Source organism: Oceaniradius stylonematis (assembly GCF_965223445.1).
GTDB lineage: Bacteria > Pseudomonadota > Alphaproteobacteria > Rhizobiales > Rhizobiaceae > Roseitalea > Roseitalea stylonematis.
On record NZ_OZ244994.1, the window covers coordinates 2410215 to 2432720 of the forward strand.

Sequence of the window (22506 nt, forward strand, 5' to 3'; positions counted from 1 at the left end):
CGACACCATCGTTGCGCGGTGGGGCCTGTGCCGCAACCACCGGCGCGAAGCAAATTGTCGGAACGGCGCCCCGCAACGTGTCTCGCGGTCCCGGCGCAGGCTTGAAACGGTCCACAAAGTGTGCACTTTCGCGGCTCCGTCGGGGCCGTCAATCGCATGCGCCCGGCGGCCCTGAAATGTCGTGGCGCCCGCGCGCCAAAAAGGCCGAATCGATGATCGCGCGCCATTCGTCCCTTGCCGGCCTGCCTGCCCGTCTGCGCGGCGCAACGGTTGCCATCGGCAATTTCGACGGCGTACACCGCGGCCACCAGGCGGTGCTGGAAGCGGCGGGCGCGGCCGCTGAGCGCGATGCGACGCCTCTGACGGTGCTGACCTTCGAACCGCATCCGCGCGCAGTGTTCAAGCCCGACAGGGCGCCAGCGCGGATCACGCCGGCGCCGATGAAGGCCGAAATCCTCGAGGCGCTCGGCTTCGATGCCGTGGTCGAAATGCCGTTCACGCTCGATTTCGCCGCGCTCACCGCCGACCAGTTCATCGACGATGTTCTGGTTTCCGGTTTTGGCGTGCGCCATGTGGTCACCGGCTTCGACTTTCATTTCGGCGCCAAGCGCCAGGGCGGACCGGCCTTCCTGATGGAGGCCGGCAGGAACCGCGGCTTCGACGTGATCCTGGTCGATGCCGAACGCGACACCGATATTCACGTCATTTCGTCGAGCCGCATTCGCGACGAGTTGCAGACCGGCCGGTTGGACGACGCCAACCGGCTGCTCGGCTACCGCTACCGGGTGCGGGCCGAGGTGGCCAAGGGCGAGCAATTGGGGCGGACGCTCGGCTATCCGACCGCCAACATGGCGCTTCCGGAAACGACGCCGCTGGCCCACGGCATCTATGCGGTGCGGTTCATCCGCGCCGATGGCACCATCCATGACGGCGTCGCCAGCTTCGGGCGCCGCCCGACGGTCACCGAGAACGGCGCGCCGCTGCTCGAAACTTTCCTGTTCGATTTCCATGGCGATCTTTACGGCGAGACCTGCACGGTGTGCCTCGTCGCCTTCCAGCGCGGCGAGGAAAAGTACGACGATCTCGACACCCTCGTCGCGCAGATGAAGCGTGACGAAGCGTCCGCGCGCCAAACCTTGGCCACGGTGGAGCCGCTGTCGCCGCTCGATGCCACGCTCACCTTCGGCGGCGGTTGAGATGGCGGAGGCGCGCCGCAAGATCGTCGTCACCGGCGGCACAAGCGGCATCGGCCTCGAACTGGTCAGGCGGCTGGCGGACCGCCACGACATTCTCGTGGCCGGCCGTCGCGCCGATACCGATGCGCTGCCCGTGCTGCCCGAAGGCGTGCGCTACGTCCATGCGCCGCTGACCGATCCCGAGGCCGCAACGCAAGCGATCGCGGAAGCGATGTTGAAAGCCGGCTGGGTGAAACTCGACAATCTCGTCCTGAACGCCGGTACCGGGTTTGCGGTCGAGGGCGGCATCGAGTCCGCCGCGCAAATCCGCGAGACGCTCGCCGTCAATCTCACGGCGTCAGTGCTTCTGGCGCGTGCACTGTTCCCGTGGCTGGAAAAGGCCGGCGGCACGCTGACGCTGGTCGGCTCGGTCGCGCACACAGGGCAGGGGCTGTTTCCCGCCTATGCGGCCTCCAAGGCGGGATTGCACGGGCTGGCGCGCGCGCTCCGAGCCGAGTGGTCCGGGCGCGTTGCCGTGCAGATCGTCCATCCCGGCCCGACCCGCACGGAGATGCACGCCAAGGCCGGCCACGATCCCGGCCGTTTGCGCACCATCTTCATTCCTGCCGGCAGCATGGCGGCGATGCTCGAAGGCGCCATCGTCGCGCGCCGTTCGCCCGTCACCCTGTCCTTCGGGCGATACTGGACCGGCCGCGCCGCGTGGAGCGGAAAGCTGTGAGCGCACCACGCAAAGCACTCGTGACCGGCGCGAGCGCCGGTCTCGGCCGCGCCTTTGCCGAGCGGCTCGCCGCAGACAGGTTCGCCGTTACGGGCATCGACCGGGATGCGCCAGGCGCCGATGCGCCGTTCGACCATCTGCGCTGTGACCTTGCCGATCCCGGCGCCGTCGATACGCTTGTTGGCGACCTCGCGGGGCGCGGGCCGTTCGGTTGGATCGTCCTCAATGCCGGCATTTCGGCCACCGGCCCGTTCGAGGCGATCCCGCCCGAGGCTTATGCACGGCTACTCGCGGTCAACACGGAAGCGCCGATGGTGCTGTGTGCAGGCCTTGCGGCGGCGGGCGCGCTGGCGCCGGGCGGGCGGCTCGTCTTCGTCTCCTCGCTCAGCCACTTCACCGGCTATCCGGGCGCGGCCAGCTATGGCGCGTCCAAGGATGCGCTGGCCGTCTATGCCAAGTCGGTCCGCGCGCCGTTCAAGAAGGCCTTCGGCGTATCGGTATCGGTCGCCTGTCCCGGTCCCCTGCGCACCGATCATGCCGCGCGCCACGCGCCCCAGGGTGCCGACGCCAAAAAGCGCATGCCGCCCGACGAAGCGGCAAAGCGAATTCTCGCGGCGGCGCAACGCGGCAAGGCGATGATCACGCCGGGCGCCGGCGCAACGCTGTTTGCCTTTGCCGGCCGCCTCGCGCCGGGTCCGGTGACCGGCGCCATGAAGCGCATCATCTACGACAGGCTGGACAGAAGCGTCTTCTGAATTGCGCCTTCCATTCGCACCGCACCATTGATAGAAGCACGGCCATGTCGACACGCGTTTGCGCCATTTTCCGAATTACCGGCCCGGCCCGCCGCTGACCCAGCGTAGCGGGGCCGGGAATGCGTTTGCGGGGCTGCCCGCCTTCACCTGATCCTCACCGGCGCCGCGCACCGCGCTTGACGCCAAACGACGCGATGAAACGATGACCCAGACCACCGAAAAAGGCAGCGCCAACGACAATGTCGAGGCGCTCGATTACTCAAAGACGCTCTATCTGCCGCAGACCAATTTCCCCATGCGTGCCGGGCTGCCGAAGAAGGAGCCCGAACTGGTCGCCCGCTGGCAGGAGATGGGCCTCTACAGGCGCCTGCGCGAAGACGCCGCCGGCCGCGAGAAGTTCGTCCTGCATGACGGCCCGCCCTATGCCAACGGCAACATCCATATCGGCCACGCGCTCAACAAGATCCTCAAGGACGTCATCACCCGCTCGTTCCAGATGCGCGGCTATGATTCCAACTATGTGCCCGGCTGGGACTGTCACGGCCTGCCGATCGAATGGAAGATCGAGGAGCAGTATCGTGCCAAGGGCCGCGACAAGGACGAGGTGCCGGTCAACGAGTTCCGCAAGGAATGCCGCGACTTCGCCGCCCACTGGATCAAGGTGCAGACCGCCGAGTTCAAGCGGCTGGGCATCGAGGGTGATTTCGACAAGCCCTATACGACGATGAACTACCACGCCGAGGCACGCATCGCCGGCGAACTCCTGAAGTTCGCCCGGAGCGGTCAGCTTTATCGCGGCTCCAAACCGGTCATGTGGTCGGTGGTCGAGCGCACCGCGCTGGCCGAGGCCGAGGTCGAATATCAGGATTACGAGTCCGACACGGTCTGGGTGAAGTTTCCCGTCATATCGAATCTCTTGCTGTCCGATCCTGATGACGCGAACAGCCTCAAACGGAAGGATGATCTTCGGTCCGATCTTTATGATGCCTTCATCGTTATCTGGACGACGACGCCATGGACCATCCCCGGCAACCGGGCGATCAGCTATTCCACCAAGATCAACTATGGCCTCTACGAAGTCTCCGCCGCCGAGAACACCTTCGGACCCCGGCCCGGCGAGAAGCTGGTCTTTGCCGATGCGCTCGCCGAGGAAAGCTTTGCCAAGGCCAAGCTCGAATACAAACGCCTGCGCGATGTGACTGCCGACGAATTGGCCGCCATCACCTGCGCGCATCCTCTGAAGGGCTTTGCCGGCGGCTATGAGTTCGAGGTGCCTCTGATCGCTGGCGAGCATGTCACAGACGATGCCGGCACGGGTTTCGTGCACACCGCGCCCGGCCATGGCCGCGAGGATTTCGACGCCTGGATGGACAATGCCCGCGCTCTGGAAGCGCGCGGCATCTCCGCCGCCATCCCTTTCACCGTCGACGATGCCGGCTATTTCACCGAGGATGCGCCCGGCTTCGGCCCCGACCGCGAGGGCGGCCCGGCCCGCGTCATCGACGACAAGGGCAAGAAGGGCGACGCCAACAAGGCGGTGATCGAAGCACTGATCGCCAAGGACATGCTGTTTGCGCGCGGCCGGCTCAAGCACACCTATCCGCACTCCTGGCGCTCGAAAAAGCCGGTCATCTTCCGCAACACGCCGCAATGGTTCGTCCATATGGACATGGACCTTGGCGACGGCACCACGCTGCGTGACCGCGCCCTGAAAGCGATCGACGAGACGCGCTTCGTGCCGGCCTCGGGCCAGACGCGGCTTCGCGGCATGATCGCCGACCGGCCCGATTGGGTGCTCTCCAGGCAAAGGGCATGGGGCGTGCCGATCTGCCTCTTCGCCGACGATGACGGCAACGTTCTGCAGGACGAGGGCGTCAACAAGCGCATTCTCGAAGCCTTCGAACAAGAGGGCGCCGACGCCTGGTTCGCCGACGGTGCCAAGGAACGGTTTCTCGGCAATGAGCACGACCCGTCCAAATGGCATCAGGTGATGGACATTCTCGATGTCTGGTTCGATTCCGGCTCGACCCATGCCTTCACGCTGGAAGACCGGCCCGACCTGAAATGGCCCGCCGATGTCTATCTGGAAGGCTCGGACCAGCATCGCGGCTGGTTCCATTCCTCGCTTCTGGAAAGCTGCGGCACGCGCGGCCGTGCACCCTACGACACCGTCATCACCCATGGTTTCACCATGGCCGAGGACGGTCGGAAGATGTCGAAGTCGCTCGGCAACCAGGTCTTCCCGCAGGACGTGATGAACCAGTCGGGCGCCGACATTCTGCGCCTCTGGGTGATGACGACCGACTATTGGGAAGACCAGCGCCTGGGCAAATCGGTTATCCAGACCAACATCGATGCCTATCGCAAGATGCGCAACACGGTGCGCTGGATGCTCGGCACGCTCGCCCATGATGAGGGCGAGAGCGTCGAATATGAGGACATGCCCGAGCTCGAACGGCTGGTCCTGCACCGGTTGTGGGAACTCGATAAGCTGGTCGACAAGGGCTATGACGCGTTCGACTTCAAGCGCATCACCCGCGCGCTGCTCGATTTCATGGTTCTGGAGCTGTCGGCCTTTTATTTCGACGTGCGCAAGGATGCGCTCTATTGCGATCCGCCCTCGTCGCAACGCCGCCGGGCGGCGCTTCAGGTCGTCCATCATCTGTTCAACCGGCTGGTCACCTGGCTGGCACCGATGCTGCCCTTCACCATGGAGGAAGCCTGGCTGAGCCGCTATCCGGACGCCGAATCGGTGCATCTGGAACAGTTCCGCAAATGCCCGGACCAGTGGCGTGACGATGCCCTCGCCGAAAAATGGGCCAAAATCCGCAAGGTGCGCCGTGTGATCACCGGCGCTCTGGAGATCGAGCGCCGCGACAAGCGGATCGGTTCGTCGCTGGAGGCCGCGCCCGTCGTCCATGTCACCGACAAAGGGCTGATGGACGCGATCGACGGGCTCGACATGGCCGAAATCGCCATCACCTCGGACATCGTCGTCAGCAGCGATGCGCCGCCGGCGGATGCCTTTACCCTCGATGAGGTTACCGGCGTCGCGGTGGTCCCGGCCATGGCGGAAGGCACCAAATGCGCCCGCTCCTGGCGGGTGACGCGCGATGTCGGTTCTGATCCGGAGTTTCCGGACGTGTCCGCCCGCGATGCCCGTGCCCTGCACGAATTGCGCGATCTCGGGCGGCTTTGACGGTACGATCGCCATGGTTAACCATCGTTAACCGTGGCGATTTACCAGGTCCGTGCCGATGTGATAGACGCGCTTCACGAAATCGCCGGATTTGGCGTGCATGGCGCGCTCGGGGCGAGGGTTCGGCCGGTGTCCGCCCGATCAGGCGGCGCCAAACCGATAGGGTCAGTGATGTCAAACAAAGTTCTTCGTTCGACCGGGTCGATGGCGCTCGTTTGCGCCGGCGGCCTAGCCTTGGCCGGCTGTTTTGGCCCGACCTACGGCACCGGTGTCACCGCGACCGACCAGCTGTTCGACGATCTGAACAATGCGATCTCGTTGGGCGATCGCACGCCGCCCCCGCGGATCAACTATACGCCGCGCCCGGACATCGTCCGTCCGGCCGATCCGAACAATCTGCCGCCACCGCAGGAGAGCATTGCCACCGCCTCCGGTCAGTGGCCCGAAAGCCCCGAAGAGCAGCGCGCGCGGGTGCGCCGCGAAGCCGATGAGGGGCTGCGCGATCCCAATTTCATCGCCAACCGGCGCGACGCCGAGGCGATTGGCGCTTCCGAAGGGCCGGATCGCGTGCAGGCGAGCGCCGTGCGACGGGTCTATCTGACCGATCCGCCGGTTGAATACCGCCAGCCCGCCGAAACCGCCGCCTATGGCGATCTTGGACCGACGGAATCGGAAAAGGAGCGCGCGGCCAAGCGTGCCCAGGGTGAAAAGACCGGCTGGCGCCGTTTCCTGCCGTTCTAGAACGGTCCGCTAGGCGCGCCGTTCGGCGAAGAACCGCTTGAGCAGTTCGGCAGCCTCGCGTTCGCCGATCCCCGGATAGGTCTCCGGGGCGTGATGGCAGGTGGCTTGTTCGAAGAAGCGCACGCCGGAGATCACCGCGCCGCCCTTGGGATCGGTCGCGCCGAAATAAAGCCGCCGGATGCGCGCAAAAGAGATCGCCGCCGCGCACATCGTGCACGGCTCCAGCGTGACATAGAGGTCGCAGCCGGTCAGCCGCTCCTGCCCGAGCGCCGAACAGGCCCCGCGGATCGCCAGCATCTCGGCATGGGCGCTCGGGTCGTTCGTCTCGCGTGGCCGGTTGCCGGCGCGGGCGATGATCTCGCCGTCCTTGACGATCACCGCGCCGACCGGCACCTCACCGCGCTCCGCGGCGGCGCGCGCCTCGTCCAGGGCGGCCTGCATGTGTGGTGACGGTCTGGCGGGCACAGGCGGCAACTTTCTCTCGCGCGTGGCGCGCCAAGCTGGTAATCACGCGCCGACACAAGGCAAAAACACCAAATGAGTGCTGACGACAAGAGATCCGGCGGCAAACGCCCGGCGGGCGGCAAGCCCATGAAGAGCCGCGGCTTCAAGGACCGGCCCGGCGGCGGCCCCAAGCGCCCGCGAAACGACGCCGGCGGCGATGCGCCGTCCCGCGACAGCCGCGGCTACAAATCCGCGCCGCGCAGCACCGTGCCTGCGGGCGGCAAACCCGGCGGTCCGCGCAAGGAACGGGACCGCCCGCCGCGTGTCGAGCCGAGGCCCGATCCCGCGCCCGCCGAAATTCCGGAGACGGCGCGCCCCGAAGAGCGGATCGCCAAGCGTCTGGCGCGCGCCGGTGTGGCCTCCCGCCGCCAGGCCGAAGGGCTGATCGCCGACGGCCGCATTTCGGTCAACGGAAAGGTGCTGACAAGTCCTGCCGTCAATGTCACCGCCGAGGACAGGATCGAGATCGACGGCAAGCCGATCCCCCAGGTCGAGCGGACGCGGCTGTGGCTCTATCATAAGCCGGCCGGCCTCGTGACGTCCAACCGCGATCCCGAGGGCCGTCCGACCGTGTTCGAGCGCCTTCCCGGCGATCTGCCGCGCGTGGTCAGCATTGGCCGCCTCGACATCAACACCGAGGGGCTGCTGCTTCTGACCAATGATGGCGGCCTGGCCCGTACGCTCGAACTGCCCCAGACCGGTTGGCTGCGCCGCTACCGCGTGCGCGCCCATGGCCGGATCACCCAGAAACGGCTCGACGATCTCAAGGAGGGCATGGCCGTCGATGGCGTCTTCTATGGCGCGATCGAGGCGACGCTGGAGCGCGAGCAGGGCTCCAATGTCTGGATCGAGATGGGCCTGCGCGAGGGCAAGAACCGGGAGGTCAAGAATGTGCTCGGCGCGCTAGGGCTCGAGGTGAACCGGTTGATCCGCATCTCATACGGTCCGTTCCAGCTGGGCGCGCTCGAAGAAGGCGCGGTGCTCGAGGTCAAGGGCAAGACGCTGCGCGACCAGCTCGGCGCGCGGCTTATCGAGGAGTCCGGCGCCGATTTCGATGCGCCCGTGCTGCGCTCGTTTCCCAACCGCCCCGTCAGGGCCGGCGATGGAGAGGGCGAGACGCGTACGATGACGGTCCGCAAGGATGGCGACTGGGTGTCGGGCACGCGCGACGCCAACAAGCCGGACAAGGGTGGGGCCGCATCGGGCGGCAAGCGCTTCGAGAAGGCCGGCGACCGCCGCGAACGGGTGCGGGACCGCTGGTCGACCAAGGCGCCCGGTACGGACAAGGACGAAGGCGGCAAGCCGAAGCACCGTGCCAACCGCTCGTCGAACGTGTGGATGGCGCCCGGCGCCCGGCCGGAGAGCAAGCGCAAACCGTCAAAGGGCGGCCCGAAACCCGCCGGCCCGCGCAAGCCCGGCAAACCGGACAAGGGCTGACCGGTGCGGATCGTCGGCGGACGGTTGCGCGGCCGCGCCATCGCCGCGCCGAAATCCGGCGCCATGGCGATCCGGCCGACGACCGATCGGGCGCGCGAGGCGCTGTTCAACATCATCGCGCACAATCATGCCGACAGGCTGGAAGGCGCCCGCGTCCTCGATCTGTTTGCCGGTACCGGCGCGCTGGGGTTCGAGGCCCTGTCACGCGGCGCGGCCTTCGCCCTGTTCGTCGAACCGTCCGTCGAGGGGCGCGGGCTGATCCGCAAGACAATGCATGATCTCGGCCTTCAGGGCGCCGCGAAGCTTTTCAAGCGCGATGCGACGCGCTTGGGACCGATCGGTACTATGGCGCCGTTCGATCTGGTCTTCGCCGACCCGCCCTATGGCAAGGGGTTGGGCGACAAGGCGCTTGCGGCGATGTTGCACGGCGGTTGGTTGTCCCCCGGCGCGCTGATCGTGCTAGAAGAGACGGCGGCGGCCGCCATCGCGCTGCCGGACGGCCTGACGATGCTCGACCGCCGGCGCACGGGCGACACCGCCCTGAACTTCATCGCGGCTGGAGAGCCATCATGAGCGCGACCATCGACGAGGTGCGACCCGGGCAGGTGCCGTCGGCGCAAAGCGGCCCGACCGTCGCGATCGCCTTCGGCGGCGGCGGCGCACGCGGTTATGCGCATATCCACATCATCGAGGTGCTCGAGGAGATGGGCATCCGTCCGGTGGCGATCAGCGGCGCCTCGATCGGTGCGATCATGGGCGCGGGCATGGCCTCGGGCATGTCCGGCCGCGACATTCGCGACTACACGCTCAAGCTGGCCGGCAACCGCACCGAAGTGATGGGCAAGTTCTGGCAGACGCGGCCGGCGCGGCTCAGCGAACTCGTCGATGGCGGCTTCCGGTTCGGTCAGTTCAATGTCGAGCGGATCGTCAGGACGTTCCTGCCGCCCGAGATCGCCGAGGATTTCGATGCGCTGGAGATCCCTCTGTCGATCGTCGCCACCGACTATTACGGCCATCGCCAGACCTTTTTCGAGAGCGGCGATCTCTATTCGGCGATCGCAGCGTCCGCGGCGATCCCTGCCATCTTCAAGCCGGTTCGCCGCGACGGGCGCATCTATGTCGATGGCGGCCTGTTCAATCCGGTGCCCTACGACCATCTGATGGGCAAGGCGGACATCGTGATCGGCATCGATGTGGTCGGCGCCCCGCAGGGGGACCCGTCCAAGCCGCCGACGACCATCGACAGTCTTTACGGCGTCTCGCAGCTGATGATGCAGTCGATCCTTCAGCTCAAGCTGATGGTCGGCCCGCCCGATGTCTTCATCCGTCCGCCTGTCTCGCGCTTCCGCGTTCTGGACTTTCTCAAGGCGCAGCAGATCCTCGATGCGACGGCGACCGTGCGCGACGAGTTCCGCCAGAAGCTGGAAGCGGCGATCGCCGCCTGGGAGATGGACCCCGCCGGCGTCCGGCACGGATAGCGCGTCGCTCTACCCCAATGTCGCGCCCTTGGCGCTGGTGAACGGCGACTGTGCGGTCGGCGGCACTGGCCCCGTCGGCGGTTCGGCATCGTCGCGATGCTCGATCGTGGCGATCACCCTGAAACAGACGATCACCGAGGCGATGCCGAAGACCACCGCGCCCAGCGCCCAGCCGGCGATCGCGCCGGTCGCGCCGTAGAGCTTTGCGCCGGCCCAGACGAACGGGATCACGCCGAGCGTCGAGCGGCCCCAGTTGAACATGGTCGAATAGAGCGCGTAGCCCAGATTGTTGAAGGCGGCATTGGCGACAAACAGCCCGCCATTGAACAGAAAGCTGATCGCCGCAAACAGGCAGAAGAAGACGATCAGTTCGCGCGCCTGTCCGGTCGCGCCGAAGAGATCCGCAATAGGCTCGGCGAAGATCGCCAGCGCGGCGCAGACGGACAGGACATAGATGATGGTGAAGATTAGCGCGTCGCGCATCGCCGAGCGCAGCCGGTCATATTTCCGGGCGCCGAGGTTCTGCGCCAGGATCGGCCCGACCGCGCCCGAAAGCGCGAAGACCGCGCCGAACGCCACCGGGATCAGCCGACCGATGACCGCCCATCCGGCCACCGCATCGTCGCCGAATTGCGCGATCTGCGCGGTCACGTAGGCGTTGCCGACCGGCGTTGCGAGCTGTGTCATCACCGCCGGGCCGGCGATCAGAAGGAACGGCCGGGCGATGCCCGTCAGGGTCGCCGGGTCCGGCAGGCGGACCAGATTATGCACCACGATCGCGCCGTGAAGTCCGATCGCCAGAATGGCGCAGCGGGAGATCACGGTGGCGATCGCGGCGCCGGTCACGCCCAGATCGAGCCCGAAGATGAACACCGGGTCGAGCGCCGCCGAGATCGCGCCGCCGATCAGCGTCACATACATGGCCCGCCTTGCGTCGCCGACGGCGCGCAATATGCCAGCCGCGCCCATGCCGATGGCCACCGCCGGCGTCGACGGAACGACGATTTGCAGGAAGCCGACGGCAATCGCCTGGGTTTCGCCGCGCGCGCCCAGAAGCCCGGTCAGAAAATGGAGATTGGGCCAGATCAGCGCGGCGATCGCGGTCATCGAAAGGCCGATGAACAACAGCGCCGCGCCGCCATTGCGCGCCGCGCGCTCGCGGTCGCCGGCGCCGAGCGCCCGCGCGACAAGCGCGCTGGCTCCGATCGTCATGCCGATCGCCACCGAGATTGCAAAGAACATCAGCGTGCCGGCATAGCCGATGGCGGCGGCCAGTTCCTCCTGTCCCAGAAGCGAAATGTAGAACAGGTTGAGCGCATCGACGATGAAGATCGCCACCAGCCCGATCGAGCCGGTGGCGGTCATCGTCACAACATGACCCATGGTCGGACCGGTCAGGAACTTCGCCTCGCCGGCCCGCGCCTCGCTCATGTCGCGAACAGGGACTCCATCGAGGCAAAGCCCTTGAATTCGAGCGCATTGCCCGACGGGTCACGGATGAACAGGGTGGCCTGCTCGCCCGGCTGGCCGGCAAAGCGCGTCAGCGGCTTCTCGATCCAGTCGATATCGCCGCGCGCCTCCAGCCGGCCGGCCAATGCGCGCCAGTCGTCGATCGGCAGCACGACGCCGAAATGCGGCACCGGCACGTCGATCGTGTCGACATGGGTCTTGCTTTCGCCGGCGGGCGCATCGCGCTGATGCGCGACGATCTGGTGGCCGAACAGTGAAAAGTCGATCCAGTGATCCGACGAGCGGCCCTCGGTGCAGCCGAGCACATCGCGATAGAAGGCGCGTGTCTTTTCAAGGTCGGTGACCGGAAAGGCCAGGTGGAAAGGTGTCAGGGGCGCGGTCATGATGGTTCGGTGGTCTCCTCGCGGTCGGGCGTGTCGCTCTGGTCGGTGTAGATGACTTTGGCCTCGCGCGTCGGCTTGGTCAGGGGCTCGGGCGTCACCGGCTCGGTGTGCAGCATGTGGCCGCCCGCATAGATGCCCTCGACCGCCTGGATGCGCAGCCGTTCCTCGTCGCGCTTGCGCACATCGTCGCGGATTTCCGAGGCGGCATCTTCGGAAACGCCCAGCGCCTGCAGCGTGCGGGCGCCGAAGACGAGGCCCGATTCGAACGTCTCGCGCAGCTCATATTCGACATTGCCGGCGCGCAGCTCCAGCGTGTGCGCCCTGTCATAGGCGCGCACGAACAGGCGTGCCTCGGGATATTCGCGCTGGATCAGGGCGACGATCTGGTCGGTGACGTCCTTTTTCTGCGTGCAGACGGCAACGATCTTGGCCCGCTTGATGCCGGCCGCTTCCAGGACGTCCTTGCGGGTGCCGTCGCCGAAATAGATGCGAAAGCCGAAGCGTTGTGCGGCTCGCACACGGTCGGCGGAATGATCGATGATGGTAACGTCGGAGCCGCCCGACAGAAGGATTTGCGAGGCGACCTGCCCGAATCGCGAAAAACCGACCATCAGCACGTCGGCGCCGCGGTCGGCGCCGGCGAAATCCTCGTCCATCTGCTCGGGCTTGTCGTCGTCATAGAGCAGCGGCCCCAGCGCGACGCTGATCGGCGTCAGCGCCATCGACAGCGTCACGATGGCGATCAGGATGGACGATGTCTGGCCGTCGAAAATGCCGAAGGCGACGGCCGACGAGAACATCACGAACCCGAACTCGCCGCCCTGCGGCAGCACAAGCGCGGTGCGCACGGAGACGTCGTGCGGAGTGGCGAATGCCCGGCACAGACCGTAGATGATCGCCGCCTTGATCGCCATCACAAGCGGCACCGCGATCAGGATGACCAGCCATTCGCGCAGCAGCACACCCAGATCGAGGCTCATGCCGATCGCCATGAAGAACAAGCCCAGCAGCAGGCCGCGGAACGGCTCGATGTCGGCTTCCAACTCGTGCCGGTAGGAGGACTCGGCGAGCATCACGCCGGCGATGAACGCGCCCATGGCCATCGACAGGCCGGCCACCTGCATCAGCATGGCCGAGGCGAGGACGACGAACAGCGCTGTGGCGATCATCGCTTCGCGCGCACCGGTGTTGCCGATGATCCGGAACAGCGGGTTGAGCAGGTAGCGCCCGGCGGCGATCAGCACCGCTACGGCACCGATGGCGAGGGCGAAATTCAGCGCGTTCATATTGCCCGCATCGGCGCCGCCGGGCGCCAAAAGCGGAATGATGGCCAGCAAGGGAACGATCGCAAGGTCCTGGAACAGCAGGATCGCGAACGATTTCTGCCCGTGGCGGCGGCTCATCTCTCCGCGTTCTTCGAGGATCTGCAATGCGAAGGCGGTCGACGACAGGGCGAGGCCGAAACCGATGACGAGGCTCGCCGACAGGCTGAACGGGGTCAGCACCATGGCGAGCGCACACAGAACAAGGCCGGTGAGCACGACCTGCGCGGCGCCCAGGCCGAAGATCGACCGCCGCATCGACCACAGCCGCGATGGTTTGAGTTCTAGCCCTATGACGAACAGCAGCAGGACGACGCCGAATTCGGCGACCTGGAAGACCGCTTCGGCATCGGCGAAAAGCCCCAGCAGGGGACCGATCACGACGCCGGCGGCCAGATAGCCCAGAACCGTGCCGAGACCGAGCCGCTTGAACAGCGGCGCGGCGACGACGGCACCGCCCAGAAGGATGATCGCCTCGCTGTAAAAACCCGGTGTTGCGCCGCCGGCCATGTCCTGTTCCGTCAATCGGGGGCGTCAAGACCGCAGCCGGCCTTGATGAACGTTCGCATCAGCAATAGATGAAGCGCCGACAAATGAAAACAACGCCGTTGCGGCACGTCGAGGGCGGTACGCCCGCCGCCGTGCGCAATCCCGGAACAGACCGATGGATGATCACAGCCAGACACTGCTCGACCGCGCATCGGCGCTCGTCGACGCCGCCAAGCGTGCCGGTGCCGATGCGGCCGACGCCGTTTCGGTGCGTTCGCGGTCGCGGGCCGTGACCGTGCGCAACGGCAAGGTCGAGGGCACCGATTCGTCCGAGAGCGACGACCTTTCATTGCGTGTCTTCGTCGGCCGGCGGGTGGCAAGCGTCTCGGCGGCGGCGACGGCCGACGCCAACCAGCTTGCCGAGCGCGCGGTGGCGATGGCGAAAGTGTCGCCCGACGACCCCTATAACGGTCTGGCCGATCCGGATCGTCTGGCGCGGCAGATGCCCGACCTCGACCTGTTCGACGCAACCGAAATATCGCCCGAGCGCCTGACCGACGATGCGCTGGAGACCGAAGCGGCGGCGCTTGCGGTCAAGGGCGTGACCAATTCGTCCGGCGGTTCTGCCTCGGCGGGCGAGGCCGGCTTCGTCCTGGTTACGTCCGACGGGTTTTCGGGCGCCTATCGCGGCTCGCGGTTCGGCCGGTCGGTGTCCGTGATCGCCGGCGAAGGCACGGCGATGGAGCGCGATTACGAGTTCTCGAGCCGCACGCACTTTTCCGATCTCGATCCGGCTGCGGAAATCGGCCGCAAGGCCGGCGAGCGCGCCGTCCGGCGGCTCAATCCGCGCAAGATGCCGACCGGCAAAGTCACCGCGATCTTCGACCCGCGCGTCGCGCGGTCGATCCTCGGACACCTGTCGGGCGCCATCAACGGCGCGTCGGTGGCCCGCAAATCGACGTTTTTGCGCGACAAGATGGGCGAAGCGATCGCCAATCCCGCCATCACGGTGGTCGACGACCCGCACCGGCCGCGCGGCGCCGGTTCGCGCCTGTTCGACGGTGAGGGCGTTGCCGCCAGCCCGCTGACCATGGTCGAAAACGGCGTGCTCAAGCACTGGTTCCTGTCGACCGCCATCGGCCGCGAACTCGGGCTTGAGACAAACGGCCGCGGCGTGCGCGGCGGCACCACCGTCAATGCGGGCTCGACCAACCTCTCCATCGAGCCGGGTACCGTTTCGCCCGATCAGATGATCCGTGATGCCGGCACGGGCTTTTACGTCACCGAGGTGTTCGGCCAGGGCGTCAATCTGATCACCGGCGAATACAGCCGCGGCGCGTCCGGCTTCTGGATCGAGAACGGCGAGCCGACCTTCGCCGTCTCCGAGGTGACGATCGCCGGCAATCTCGCCGACATGTTCCTGACCATGGTGCCGGCGAACGATCTCGACCGCGCCTTTTCGACCGCCGCGCCGACTTTGGCTGTTCCCTCCATGACACTGGCCGGGACCTGACCGGCCGTGGCAGCCCCCGCAAACGCATCCGAACCGCTTCCCGCCCTGGCCGACGAACTCGCGCTCATCGCCGGGACGGCCCGCAAGGCCGGGGCCATGGCGATGCAGTATTTCGGCGGCAGCGATCTCGACGTTCGGCTTAAGGACGGCGAGTCTCCGGTGACCAAGGCCGACTATGCGGTCGACCGCTATCTGCGCGAGACTCTTCTGGCGGCCCGGCCGGGCTATGGCTGGTTGTCCGAGGAAACGGCCGACAGCGACGTGCCGGGCCGGATGGCCGCGCCGCGCACTTTCATCGCCGATCCGATCGACGGCACCCGGGCCTTCATTGCCGGCCACGCCGTCTGGTGCATCTCGGTCGGCCTTGTGGAGGCGGGCAAGTCCGTTGCCGGTGTGCTCGAATGCCCCGCCCTCGGCGAGACGATCAGCGCCACCGCCGGCGGCGGCGCACACCGGAACGGCCGGTCGATCCGCGTCGCCCGTCCGGGCGCGGAATTGCTGATCGGCGGGCCTCGCGCCCTTGTCGACCGGCTGAACGCTTCGGGCGCGGCCCGTGCGCGCCGGCACAGCCACGTTCCCTCGCTGGCATACCGGCTGGCGATGGTCGCAAGCGGCGCGATGGACGGAAGTTTCGTCAAGCCGTTCGCCTCCGACTGGGATATCGCCGCCGCCGCGCTCATCCTGACCGAGGCGGGCGGGGTCTTCACCGACGGCAAGGGCGCCGATGTGACGCTCAATGGCGCCGATCCGCTCAAGGGCACGCTGGTCGCCTCTCATCCCGACCTGAAGGCGGCGATGTTGGGAGTTGTCGGCGATCTCGGCTTCGGATAATCAGGCGCCAGTTTCCGGCCCGGTTCGCACAGCGAAAGGCAGACACCCCATGTCCGAAAGCACTCAGGACAAACAGCTTTTGCACCTTGTGTTCGGCGGCGAACTGGAATCGCCCGACGGCATCCGCTTCCGCGATCTGGAAGCGCTGGACGTGGTCGGCATTTTTCCCGACTATGCCAGCGCGGTCGTCGCGTGGAAGGCCAAGGCGCAGATGACCGTCGACAATGCGCATATGCGCTATTTCGTCGTGCATCTGCACCGGCTGCTGGAGCCGGACAAGCAATAGCGGAGCGGATGCGGCGGCAGGAGTTCGGTGCGCCGGTCCGAATGTCGCCATGGTCGGCCATCAGGCTCGGTCGCCGCATTGTCCGGCGGCCTGACGTATCGGGACGACAGGGGCGCATGAGGAACAAGGGCACAAGGGCGCGGACGCGGGTATGAGACGATGAGCGAACGCTGGGCGCGACTGGCGCTTCAGACCTATCGCTGGGCCGGCATGGCCGCCTATCCGTTCATGGGCGTCTATGTCGGCATGCGCGCCACGCGCGGCAAGGAGCAGCACGACCGGCGCGGCGAGCGCTACGGCCGGCCGTCGGAAAAGCGTCCCGACGGGCCGCTGGTCTGGGTGCATGCGGTCTCCGTCGGCGAAACGGGCGCGGTTTCCGGCCTGATCGGGCGGCTTCGCGAGCGCGGCGTTCCGGTGGTGCTGACGACCGGAACCGTCACCTCGGCGGCGCTGGCCCGCGAACGGTTCGGCGACGAGGTCATCCATCAATATGTGCCGCTCGACCTCAAGCCCGCCGTCAGCCGCTTTCTCAACTATTGGCGCCCCGATCTGGCGGTCTTCGCCGAATCCGAGATCTGGCCGATGACCATCCTCGAACTGGGTGCGCGGCGCATTCCGCAGGTGTTGATCAATGGCCGCATGTCCGACCGCTCGTTCAGGCGCTGGAAGAGCCGGCTCGCGCTCGCCGAATCCCTGTTCGAGAACCTCTCGCACGTTGCCGCCCAGACCGAGCGGGATGGCGAGCGGTTCCGTGCGCTGGGCGCCCGGCCGGTCACCGTCTCGGGCAATCTGAAGGCAGATGTTCCGGTGCCGCCCGTCGATCCCGGCGTTTTCGCGCAGATGCGCGCCCGTATCCAGAACCGGCCGGTCTGGCTTGCCGTTTCCACCCACGACGGCGAGGAACTGGCCGCCGCCCGCGTGCATGTCATGCTCAAAAAGCGCTGGCCCGGGCTTCTGACCGTCATCGTGCCGCGCCATCCGACGCGCGCCGACGAACTGGCGGCGGCAATCGGCGAGATGGGCCTGACCGTCGTCCGGCGGACACACGACAAGTTTCCCACCGATGCGGCCGACATCTTTCTGGGCGACACGATCGGCGAGATGGGGCTCTACCTGCGCATGGGCAAGATCGCCTTCGTCGGCCGCTCGCTGACTGCCGAGGGGGGGCAGAACCCGCTCGAACCCGCCATGCTGGGATGCGCGGTGCTCGCCGGCCCCAACCTTTCCAACTTCGAGGAGGTCTACGGGCGCTTCCAGGAAGCCCGTGCCGCGCGTGTGGTCGATGACGAATTGATGCTGGCCAAGGCGGTCAATTTCCTTTTGGCGAACGAGGCGATGTGCGATGCCATGGCCGCCGCCGGCCAGGGCGTGGTCGCCGACATGGAGGGTGCGCTGGAACGCACCTGGCAGACGCTGAACCCCTACATTCAGCCGCTGGTCGTCAAGGCCAGCCTGTCGCCGTCCGGTCGGACCGGTGAGGAAGGCGACGCCGATCGTATGCCTGTGGCCAATGGCGGGGCCCGGTTTGGCTGGTAACGAGGCGCCGCCCTTCTGGTACGAAAAGCCCGGTTTCAACGCCCGGCTGCTGGCGCCGGCGGCTCTCGTCTATGGCGCGGTCGCGCGGCGCCGGATGGATCGCGATGTCGCCGCACGGGTCAATGCGCCGGTCCTGTGCATCGGCAATCTGACGGTCGGCGGCACCGGCAAGACACCGACCGCCATCACCATCGCCAAGGCCGCCGAAAAACACCGCTACCGGCCGGGCATCGTCTCGCGCGGCTATGGCGGCGGGCATGTGCGGCCGCATCGCGTCGATCCGGAGCTCGACACGGCGCGTTCGGTCGGCGATGAGGCGCTGCTTCTGGCGCGCGCCGCGCCCACGGTGATCGGCGCCAACCGGGCCCACAGCGCCCAGGCGCTGATCGATGACGGCGCGGACTTCATCATCATGGATGACGGGTTCCAGAGCCGGTCGCTGCACATGGACTATGCGCTGATCACGCTCGATGCGCGGCGCGGCATCGGCAATGGCCGCGTCATTCCCGCAGGTCCCCTGCGCGCGCCGCTGCGCGACCAGATGCGGCTGGCGGATGCCGTTTTGCGCATCGGCGACGGCGATCGCGGCGACCGGGTCATCCGTGCCGCCGCCCGCGCCGGAAAGCCGGTCATGCAGGCCCATCTGCGGCCGGCCAATGTGCGGGCGATCTCGGGCCGCCAGGTGCTGGCCTATTGCGGCATCGGCGATCCGGGCAAGTTCTACGAGACGCTGCACCATTATGGCTGCATGCTGGCGGCCACACGCTCCTTCGGCGATCATCACATGTTCACCGACGCCGATGCGCGCGCGCTGATCGGCAAGGCCGATGCCGAGGGGCTGGAACTGGTGACGACCGAAAAGGACGCGGTGCGCCTGTCGCATCGGGAAGGGCCGTTGGCTGAACTGCGCGCACGCACCCATGTGCTGCCCGTCGCCCTGACATTTGAGACCGCCGCCGACATGGACGCGATCATCACCGCCACAGAGCGGCGCTACCAGCAGCGGAGACTTGAACGTTAGCGCGATTGCGTCGGCAGCGCGCCGGCTTCCCGTTCGGCCTGAAGCGATGCCTTGACGTCGACATAGGCTTCCTGGCGCGCCACGCTCCAGTATTTCAGCTCATCGATCGGGATCGGCGTGCCGGTGATCGCGCAGCGCACGAAGGTGCCCGGTGTGATGACCCGGAAATCGGCGTCCAGATAGCGGACCTTCGCCTCGTTGGAACTTGGAATGTCGTGGATGTTCATTGCGCTCTCCGACCCGGGCGAAAGGCCACAAATCGGCGCTTGCGTCAAGGAAAACCGGTCGTCGGCGTCATGGCGCCGCGCCGGCCGGTGCCGTATTCAGCGCCGTCCGAACAGCCGCTCGATATCCGACAGTTTGAGTTCGATGAAGGTCGGCCGGCCGTGGTTGCATGTGCCGGAGCCCGGCGTCCGTTCCATCTGCCGGAGCAGCGCGTCCATCTCCGCCGGCCGCATGCGGCGGCCCGCGCGGACCGATCCGTGACAGGCCATGGTCGAGGCGACCGCTTCCAGCCGGTCGCGCAGGCGGTCGGCCGCGTCGTCACCGCCGTTCGCCGCGTCGGCGTGCAGTGTGTCCGACAGGTCGGCGATCAGGCCGGCGACATCGGTCTCGCCGAGCATGGCCGGCGTTGCGCGTACCGCGACCGCGCCGGGACCGAACGGTTCGATCTCAAGGCCGAAGCGGGCAAGCGTCTCGGCCATTGCGCAGAGTTCGGCCGCCCGCTCCGGGTCGAGATCGACGATCTCGGGCACCAGAAGCATCTGCGCGGGCAGGGGGCGGCTGTGCATCGCCGTCTTCAACCCTTCGAAGACCAGCCTCTCATGGGCCGCATGCTGGTCGACCAGGACCACGCTGTCGCCGGTCTGCGCCAGGATGTAGGTGTCGTGCAGTTGCGCCCGCGCCGCACCGAGCGGGTGATCCATATCCGTCCCGGCGGCGGTGTCGGCCGAAGCGGGCGGGGCGCCGGGTGCGGTCTCGAACCGGGCTTGCGTAGCTTCCGAAAATCCGGTCTCGTTGGCCATCGCCGAAAGCGGTGCCTGCCAGCCATGCGTCGCCGATGTTCCACCCGCTGACGGCGAGCCGTTCCGCACCGGTTCGGACGGTGCCAGAAAGGCCGCAGCCAGCCGGTCGGCGTCGCGCGTCGAGGCGCGGATGCCGGCCTCGTGCAGCGCGCGCCGCACCCCGCCGACGATCAGCGCCCGCACCAGGCCCGGATCGCGGAAACGCACATCGGCCTTGGCCGGATGGACGTTGACGTCCACATCGGCCGGATCGATTTCGATGAACAGCACCGCCGCCGCATGCCGGCCGCGTTCGAGCATGTCCGAATAGGCGCCGCGCAGCGCACCCAATATCTGCTTGTCGCGCACCGGCCGGCCATTGACATAGGCGAACTGCTGGTTTGCCGATGCCCGATGGAATGAAGGCAGCCCGACCAGGCCGCGCAGCCGGATGCCCTCCTTTTCGGCTTCGACCGGCACGGCATTGTCGATGAAATCGCGACCGAGAACCTGGCCGATCCGCCTGAGCAGACCGTCTTCGGGCTGCCCGGCGGCCGAATAGTCCAGCATCGACCGGTCGGGTCCACTCAGCGTGAAATGGATCGCCGGAAACGCCATGGCGATGCGCTTGACGACATCGGACACGGCCGAGTTCTCCGCGCGCTCGCCTTTGAGGAACTTCAACCGCGCCGGTGTTGCAAAGAACAGGTCGCGCACCTCGACAAGCGTGCCGCGATTGGCCGGGGCGGGGCGCGGGCCATCGACATGCCCGCCATCGACGGCGATTTCCGCGCCGGTGTCGGAACCGTGCCGCCTCGCACGGATGCGCATCCGCGCGACCGACCCGATCGAGGGCAGCGCCTCGCCCCGAAATCCGAGCGTGGCGATCGCGTCGAGCCCGTCGTCGAGCTTGGACGTGCAGTGGCGCGACACCGCCAGCGCCAGTTCCGCCGGTGCCATGCCGTGGCCGTCATCGATGACGCGCATCAGCGTCTTGCCGCCGCCGGCGGTCGCGATCTCGATCCGGGACGCGCCGGCATCGATGGCGTTTTCGACCAGCTCCTTGATCACCGAGGCGGGTCGTTCGACGACCTCGCCGGCGGCGATCCGGTTGACGATGGTTTCATCGAGGCGGCGAATGCTCATCGCCGCAATATAGGCAAGGCGCGGTCGCCGGAGAACCGGCGCACACGCTCATGTCCGCCTTATGAACAGGCTGCTGCGGCGAAGGGCGATCAGGCCGTGCGCTTGAGCGGCACGTCGCCGACCGGTGCGGAGCCGGCCTTCAGGCGGCTTTCATAGTCGGCGCGCATCTGGGGGTCGAAGGCACTGAACCGGCCGCGCCCGCCGCTCTTGGCGTGATACATGGCCAGATCGGCGGCGAACATCAGTTCGTCGAAGCCGTCCGCGTCCTCCGGGCACAGCGCGGTGCCGATACTGGCCTTCGGATCGATCGTGATGTCGCCGAAATGCACCGGCTTGCCGATCAGCGTTGCGACATGCTCGGCGACGGCGCGGGCGTTCTGATGGGTCCTGACGCCGTCCAGCACGACGACGAACTCGTCGCCGCCAAAGCGTGCCACCGCATCCTTTTCGCGAAGCCCCTTGCTGATCCGCTTGGCGATCTCGATCAGGAAGGCATCGCCCACCGCATGGCCGTAGGTGTCGTTGATCGATTTGAAGTCGTCCATGTCGACATGCATCAGCGCGAACGGGCGCTCGGCGGCACCGTCACTGGTCATCCGGTGCACGTGATCCTCGATCGACTTGCGGTTCAAAAGGCCGGTCAACTGGTCATGCTGCGCCATGAAGGCCATGTCGTTGCGGGTGCGGATCAGATCGCCGGTTTTCAGCACGATGTCGCCGACGAGGGGCCGGAAGATCAAAAGCGCCTCCAGCGCGAGGACCAGCATCATCATCATGAAGACCATGCGGTGCAGGGAGGATGTCCTGTCGATGCCGCGCTGCGCCTCCATGGCGACGTGATCGCTGAGCATCGCATAGCCCGCCAGCACCGCCGTTGCCGACAATTGCGGCAGCGGGCGGACGTCGCTTTGGGGGTTGGCGCCCGCCTCGGCGAGGAAGGCGCGCGCCTTGACCAGCAGGTCCCGGCTGAAAAAGTTCACATCGTGCGGCGCCTCGGTCATGATCGCACGCACCGCGTCGCTCGCCTTGTCGCGATCGAGCTTGATCTCCAGCGTCCGGAAATTGCGCTCGAAATCGTTCACCGCATCGCGCAGATGGCTCAGCGAGGATGCGCGGCGGAAGCGGCCCCGTTCGACGGTCGCCGTGTTGGTCAGCAGCACGATGCGCTGCGACAGCATCTGCTGTTCGCCGGCGATGTGGACGAGCTTGTTGACCGAGCGTTGCGTCGAAATGGCGCTGTCGACCAGTAGAAACGTGCCCATCGCCATCAGGGCGATCACCAGAAGCGCGGTCCAATAGCCGAGCCGGACGCGGCGGATCATCCGCTCCGTGGCCTTGTCGCAAAACTGGTCGTTTGTGCGCACGTCGTCCTCACCCCATCAAGGTGCATGTCGGGTCGCGATGGTGACGCAAGGAAAGAACCAAATGCTTAAGCGGGGCCGAAAGCCTGTCGCAGGGTAAACAAACCGACAAACGG

At 66.8% G+C, this 22506-nt stretch carries 19 protein-coding genes and 1 pseudogene; 13 read left to right on the forward strand and 7 right to left on the reverse strand.

All coding sequences use genetic code 11. The features are described from left to right. Positions 1-176: 176 nt before the first annotated feature. The 5 genes from ACOQOU_RS11875 (at position 177) to ACOQOU_RS11895 (ending at position 6609) form a co-directional block, all read left to right on the forward strand. Complete coding sequence (locus ACOQOU_RS11875) at positions 177-1196, forward strand: bifunctional riboflavin kinase/FAD synthetase (RefSeq protein ID WP_420578721.1); 1020 nt, start codon at positions 177-179, stop codon at positions 1194-1196. A gap of 1 nt (position 1197) precedes the next feature. Next, positions 1198-1914 carry an SDR family NAD(P)-dependent oxidoreductase gene (locus ACOQOU_RS11880; protein WP_306026136.1) on the forward strand — a complete coding sequence of 239 codons (717 nt, stop codon included), beginning with the start codon at positions 1198-1200 and terminating at the stop codon, positions 1912-1914. Continuing rightward, positions 1911-2669 carry an SDR family NAD(P)-dependent oxidoreductase gene (locus tag ACOQOU_RS11885; RefSeq protein ID WP_306026137.1) on the forward strand — a complete coding sequence of 253 codons (759 nt, stop codon included), beginning with the start codon at positions 1911-1913 and terminating at the stop codon, positions 2667-2669. The genes ACOQOU_RS11880 and ACOQOU_RS11885 overlap by 4 nt, the downstream gene beginning before the upstream one ends. A gap of 202 nt (positions 2670-2871) precedes the next feature. After that, positions 2872-5868, forward strand: a complete 2997-nt coding sequence (gene ileS / locus ACOQOU_RS11890) for an isoleucine--tRNA ligase (protein WP_306026138.1) — start codon at positions 2872-2874, stop codon at positions 5866-5868. Positions 5869-6039: 171 nt separating this feature from the next. Beyond that, complete coding sequence (locus ACOQOU_RS11895) at positions 6040-6609, forward strand: hypothetical protein (RefSeq protein ID WP_245412754.1); 570 nt, start codon at positions 6040-6042, stop codon at positions 6607-6609. A gap of 9 nt (positions 6610-6618) precedes the next feature. Here the strand turns inward: ACOQOU_RS11895 and ACOQOU_RS11900 are convergent, their stop codons facing one another. Further along, complete coding sequence (locus ACOQOU_RS11900; RefSeq protein WP_306026139.1) at positions 6619-7050, reverse strand: nucleoside deaminase; 432 nt, start codon at positions 7048-7050, stop codon at positions 6619-6621. A gap of 96 nt (positions 7051-7146) precedes the next feature. On the opposite strand from ACOQOU_RS11900, the pseudogene ACOQOU_RS11905 reads away from it, so the two are divergent. The 3 genes and pseudogenes from ACOQOU_RS11905 to ACOQOU_RS11915 form a co-directional block, all read left to right on the forward strand. Then, positions 7147-8496 (forward strand): annotated as a pseudogene (locus ACOQOU_RS11905) (pseudouridine synthase); the annotation flags it as partial. 57 nt (positions 8497-8553) lie between these two features. After that, positions 8554-9123: a 16S rRNA (guanine(966)-N(2))-methyltransferase RsmD gene (rsmD, locus tag ACOQOU_RS11910; RefSeq protein WP_306026140.1), complete on the forward strand. Its 570-nt coding sequence runs from the start codon at positions 8554-8556 to the stop codon at positions 9121-9123. Further along, positions 9120-10028 (forward strand): patatin-like phospholipase family protein, encoded by a 909-nt coding sequence (locus ACOQOU_RS11915; RefSeq protein WP_109767836.1) that lies wholly within the window; start codon positions 9120-9122, stop codon positions 10026-10028. The genes rsmD and ACOQOU_RS11915 overlap by 4 nt, the downstream gene beginning before the upstream one ends. Positions 10029-10037: 9 nt before the next feature. Here the strand turns inward: ACOQOU_RS11915 and ACOQOU_RS11920 are convergent, their stop codons facing one another. Genes ACOQOU_RS11920 through ACOQOU_RS11930 form a run of 3 tightly spaced genes read right to left on the reverse strand, consistent with a single transcriptional unit; the run spans position 10038 to position 13713 of the window. After that, positions 10038-11459, reverse strand: coding sequence for an MATE family efflux transporter (locus ACOQOU_RS11920; RefSeq protein WP_245412753.1), 1422 nt, complete (start codon positions 11457-11459; stop codon positions 10038-10040). After that, entirely contained in the window at positions 11456-11869 is a 414-nt protein-coding gene (locus ACOQOU_RS11925) for a VOC family protein (protein WP_196780310.1), read from the reverse strand. The genes ACOQOU_RS11920 and ACOQOU_RS11925 overlap by 4 nt, the downstream gene beginning before the upstream one ends. An 8-nt stretch (positions 11870-11877) precedes the next feature. After that, positions 11878-13713 (reverse strand): monovalent cation:proton antiporter-2 (CPA2) family protein, encoded by a 1836-nt coding sequence (locus ACOQOU_RS11930; protein ID WP_109767871.1) that lies wholly within the window; start codon positions 13711-13713, stop codon positions 11878-11880. Positions 13714-13867: 154 nt separating this feature from the next. Here ACOQOU_RS11930 and ACOQOU_RS11935 point away from each other — a divergent pair, with 154 nt between their 5' ends. From ACOQOU_RS11935 to lpxK, 5 genes are all read left to right on the forward strand, one after another. Beyond that, positions 13868-15205, forward strand: coding sequence for a TldD/PmbA family protein (locus tag ACOQOU_RS11935; protein ID WP_306026141.1), 1338 nt, complete (start codon positions 13868-13870; stop codon positions 15203-15205). Between the two features lie 6 nt (positions 15206-15211). Beyond that, positions 15212-16036, forward strand: a complete 825-nt coding sequence (locus ACOQOU_RS11940; protein WP_306026142.1) for an inositol monophosphatase family protein — start codon at positions 15212-15214, stop codon at positions 16034-16036. 49 nt (positions 16037-16085) lie between these two features. Further along, a complete protein-coding gene (locus ACOQOU_RS11945) occupies positions 16086-16322 on the forward strand; it encodes a DUF4170 domain-containing protein (protein WP_306026143.1) in 237 nt (78 codons plus the stop codon). 159 nt (positions 16323-16481) lie between these two features. Beyond that, positions 16482-17858, forward strand: a complete 1377-nt coding sequence (gene waaA, locus ACOQOU_RS11950) for a lipid IV(A) 3-deoxy-D-manno-octulosonic acid transferase (protein WP_306026144.1) — start codon at positions 16482-16484, stop codon at positions 17856-17858. Beyond that, the gene (gene lpxK / locus ACOQOU_RS11955; protein WP_420578722.1) at positions 17833-18879 is read left to right on the forward strand and encodes a tetraacyldisaccharide 4'-kinase; all 1047 of its coding nucleotides are present in this window, start codon (positions 17833-17835) and stop codon (positions 18877-18879) included. Before waaA ends, lpxK begins: the two co-directional genes overlap by 26 nt. On the opposite strand, the gene ACOQOU_RS11960 is transcribed toward lpxK, so the two are convergent. The 3 genes from ACOQOU_RS11960 to ACOQOU_RS11970 all read right to left on the reverse strand — a co-directional run bounded on the left by ACOQOU_RS11960 (position 18876) and on the right by ACOQOU_RS11970 (position 22393). After that, positions 18876-19106, reverse strand: coding sequence for a DUF2093 domain-containing protein (locus ACOQOU_RS11960; RefSeq protein ID WP_109769334.1), 231 nt, complete (start codon positions 19104-19106; stop codon positions 18876-18878). The genes lpxK and ACOQOU_RS11960 overlap by 4 nt on opposite strands. A gap of 96 nt (positions 19107-19202) precedes the next feature. Continuing rightward, positions 19203-21029, reverse strand: coding sequence for a DNA mismatch repair endonuclease MutL (gene mutL, locus ACOQOU_RS11965; protein ID WP_109769333.1), 1827 nt, complete (start codon positions 21027-21029; stop codon positions 19203-19205). 89 nt (positions 21030-21118) lie between these two features. Beyond that, on the reverse strand, positions 21119-22393 hold the full coding sequence (locus ACOQOU_RS11970; RefSeq protein ID WP_306026145.1) for a diguanylate cyclase domain-containing protein: 1275 nt from the start codon (positions 22391-22393) through the stop codon (positions 21119-21121). Positions 22394-22506: the final 113 nt, after the last annotated feature.

What these genes read in the sequence shown, in the direction of transcription:
- ACOQOU_RS11900 (WP_306026139.1), bottom strand. Translation starts at nt 7,050, where the DNA reads ATGCAGGCCGCCCTGGACGAGGCGCGCGCCGCCGCGGAGCGCGGTGAG.
- waaA (WP_306026144.1), top strand. Translation starts at nt 16,482, where the DNA reads ATGAGCGAACGCTGGGCGCGACTGGCGCTTCAGACCTATCGCTGGGCC.
- mutL (WP_109769333.1), bottom strand. Translation starts at nt 21,029, where the DNA reads ATGAGCATTCGCCGCCTCGATGAAACCATCGTCAACCGGATCGCCGCC.
- ACOQOU_RS11935 (WP_306026141.1), top strand. Translation starts at nt 13,868, where the DNA reads ATGGATGATCACAGCCAGACACTGCTCGACCGCGCATCGGCGCTCGTC.
- ACOQOU_RS11915 (WP_109767836.1), top strand. Translation starts at nt 9,120, where the DNA reads ATGAGCGCGACCATCGACGAGGTGCGACCCGGGCAGGTGCCGTCGGCG.
- ACOQOU_RS11880 (WP_306026136.1), top strand. Translation starts at nt 1,198, where the DNA reads ATGGCGGAGGCGCGCCGCAAGATCGTCGTCACCGGCGGCACAAGCGGC.
- ACOQOU_RS11945 (WP_306026143.1), top strand. Translation starts at nt 16,086, where the DNA reads ATGTCCGAAAGCACTCAGGACAAACAGCTTTTGCACCTTGTGTTCGGC.
- lpxK (WP_420578722.1), top strand. Translation starts at nt 17,833, where the DNA reads ATGGCGGGGCCCGGTTTGGCTGGTAACGAGGCGCCGCCCTTCTGGTAC.
- ACOQOU_RS11920 (WP_245412753.1), bottom strand. Translation starts at nt 11,459, where the DNA reads ATGAGCGAGGCGCGGGCCGGCGAGGCGAAGTTCCTGACCGGTCCGACC.
- ACOQOU_RS11960 (WP_109769334.1), bottom strand. Translation starts at nt 19,106, where the DNA reads ATGAACATCCACGACATTCCAAGTTCCAACGAGGCGAAGGTCCGCTAT.
- ileS (WP_306026138.1), top strand. Translation starts at nt 2,872, where the DNA reads ATGACCCAGACCACCGAAAAAGGCAGCGCCAACGACAATGTCGAGGCG.
- ACOQOU_RS11895 (WP_245412754.1), top strand. Translation starts at nt 6,040, where the DNA reads ATGTCAAACAAAGTTCTTCGTTCGACCGGGTCGATGGCGCTCGTTTGC.
- ACOQOU_RS11930 (WP_109767871.1), bottom strand. Translation starts at nt 13,713, where the DNA reads ATGGCCGGCGGCGCAACACCGGGTTTTTACAGCGAGGCGATCATCCTT.
- ACOQOU_RS11875 (WP_420578721.1), top strand. Translation starts at nt 177, where the DNA reads ATGTCGTGGCGCCCGCGCGCCAAAAAGGCCGAATCGATGATCGCGCGC.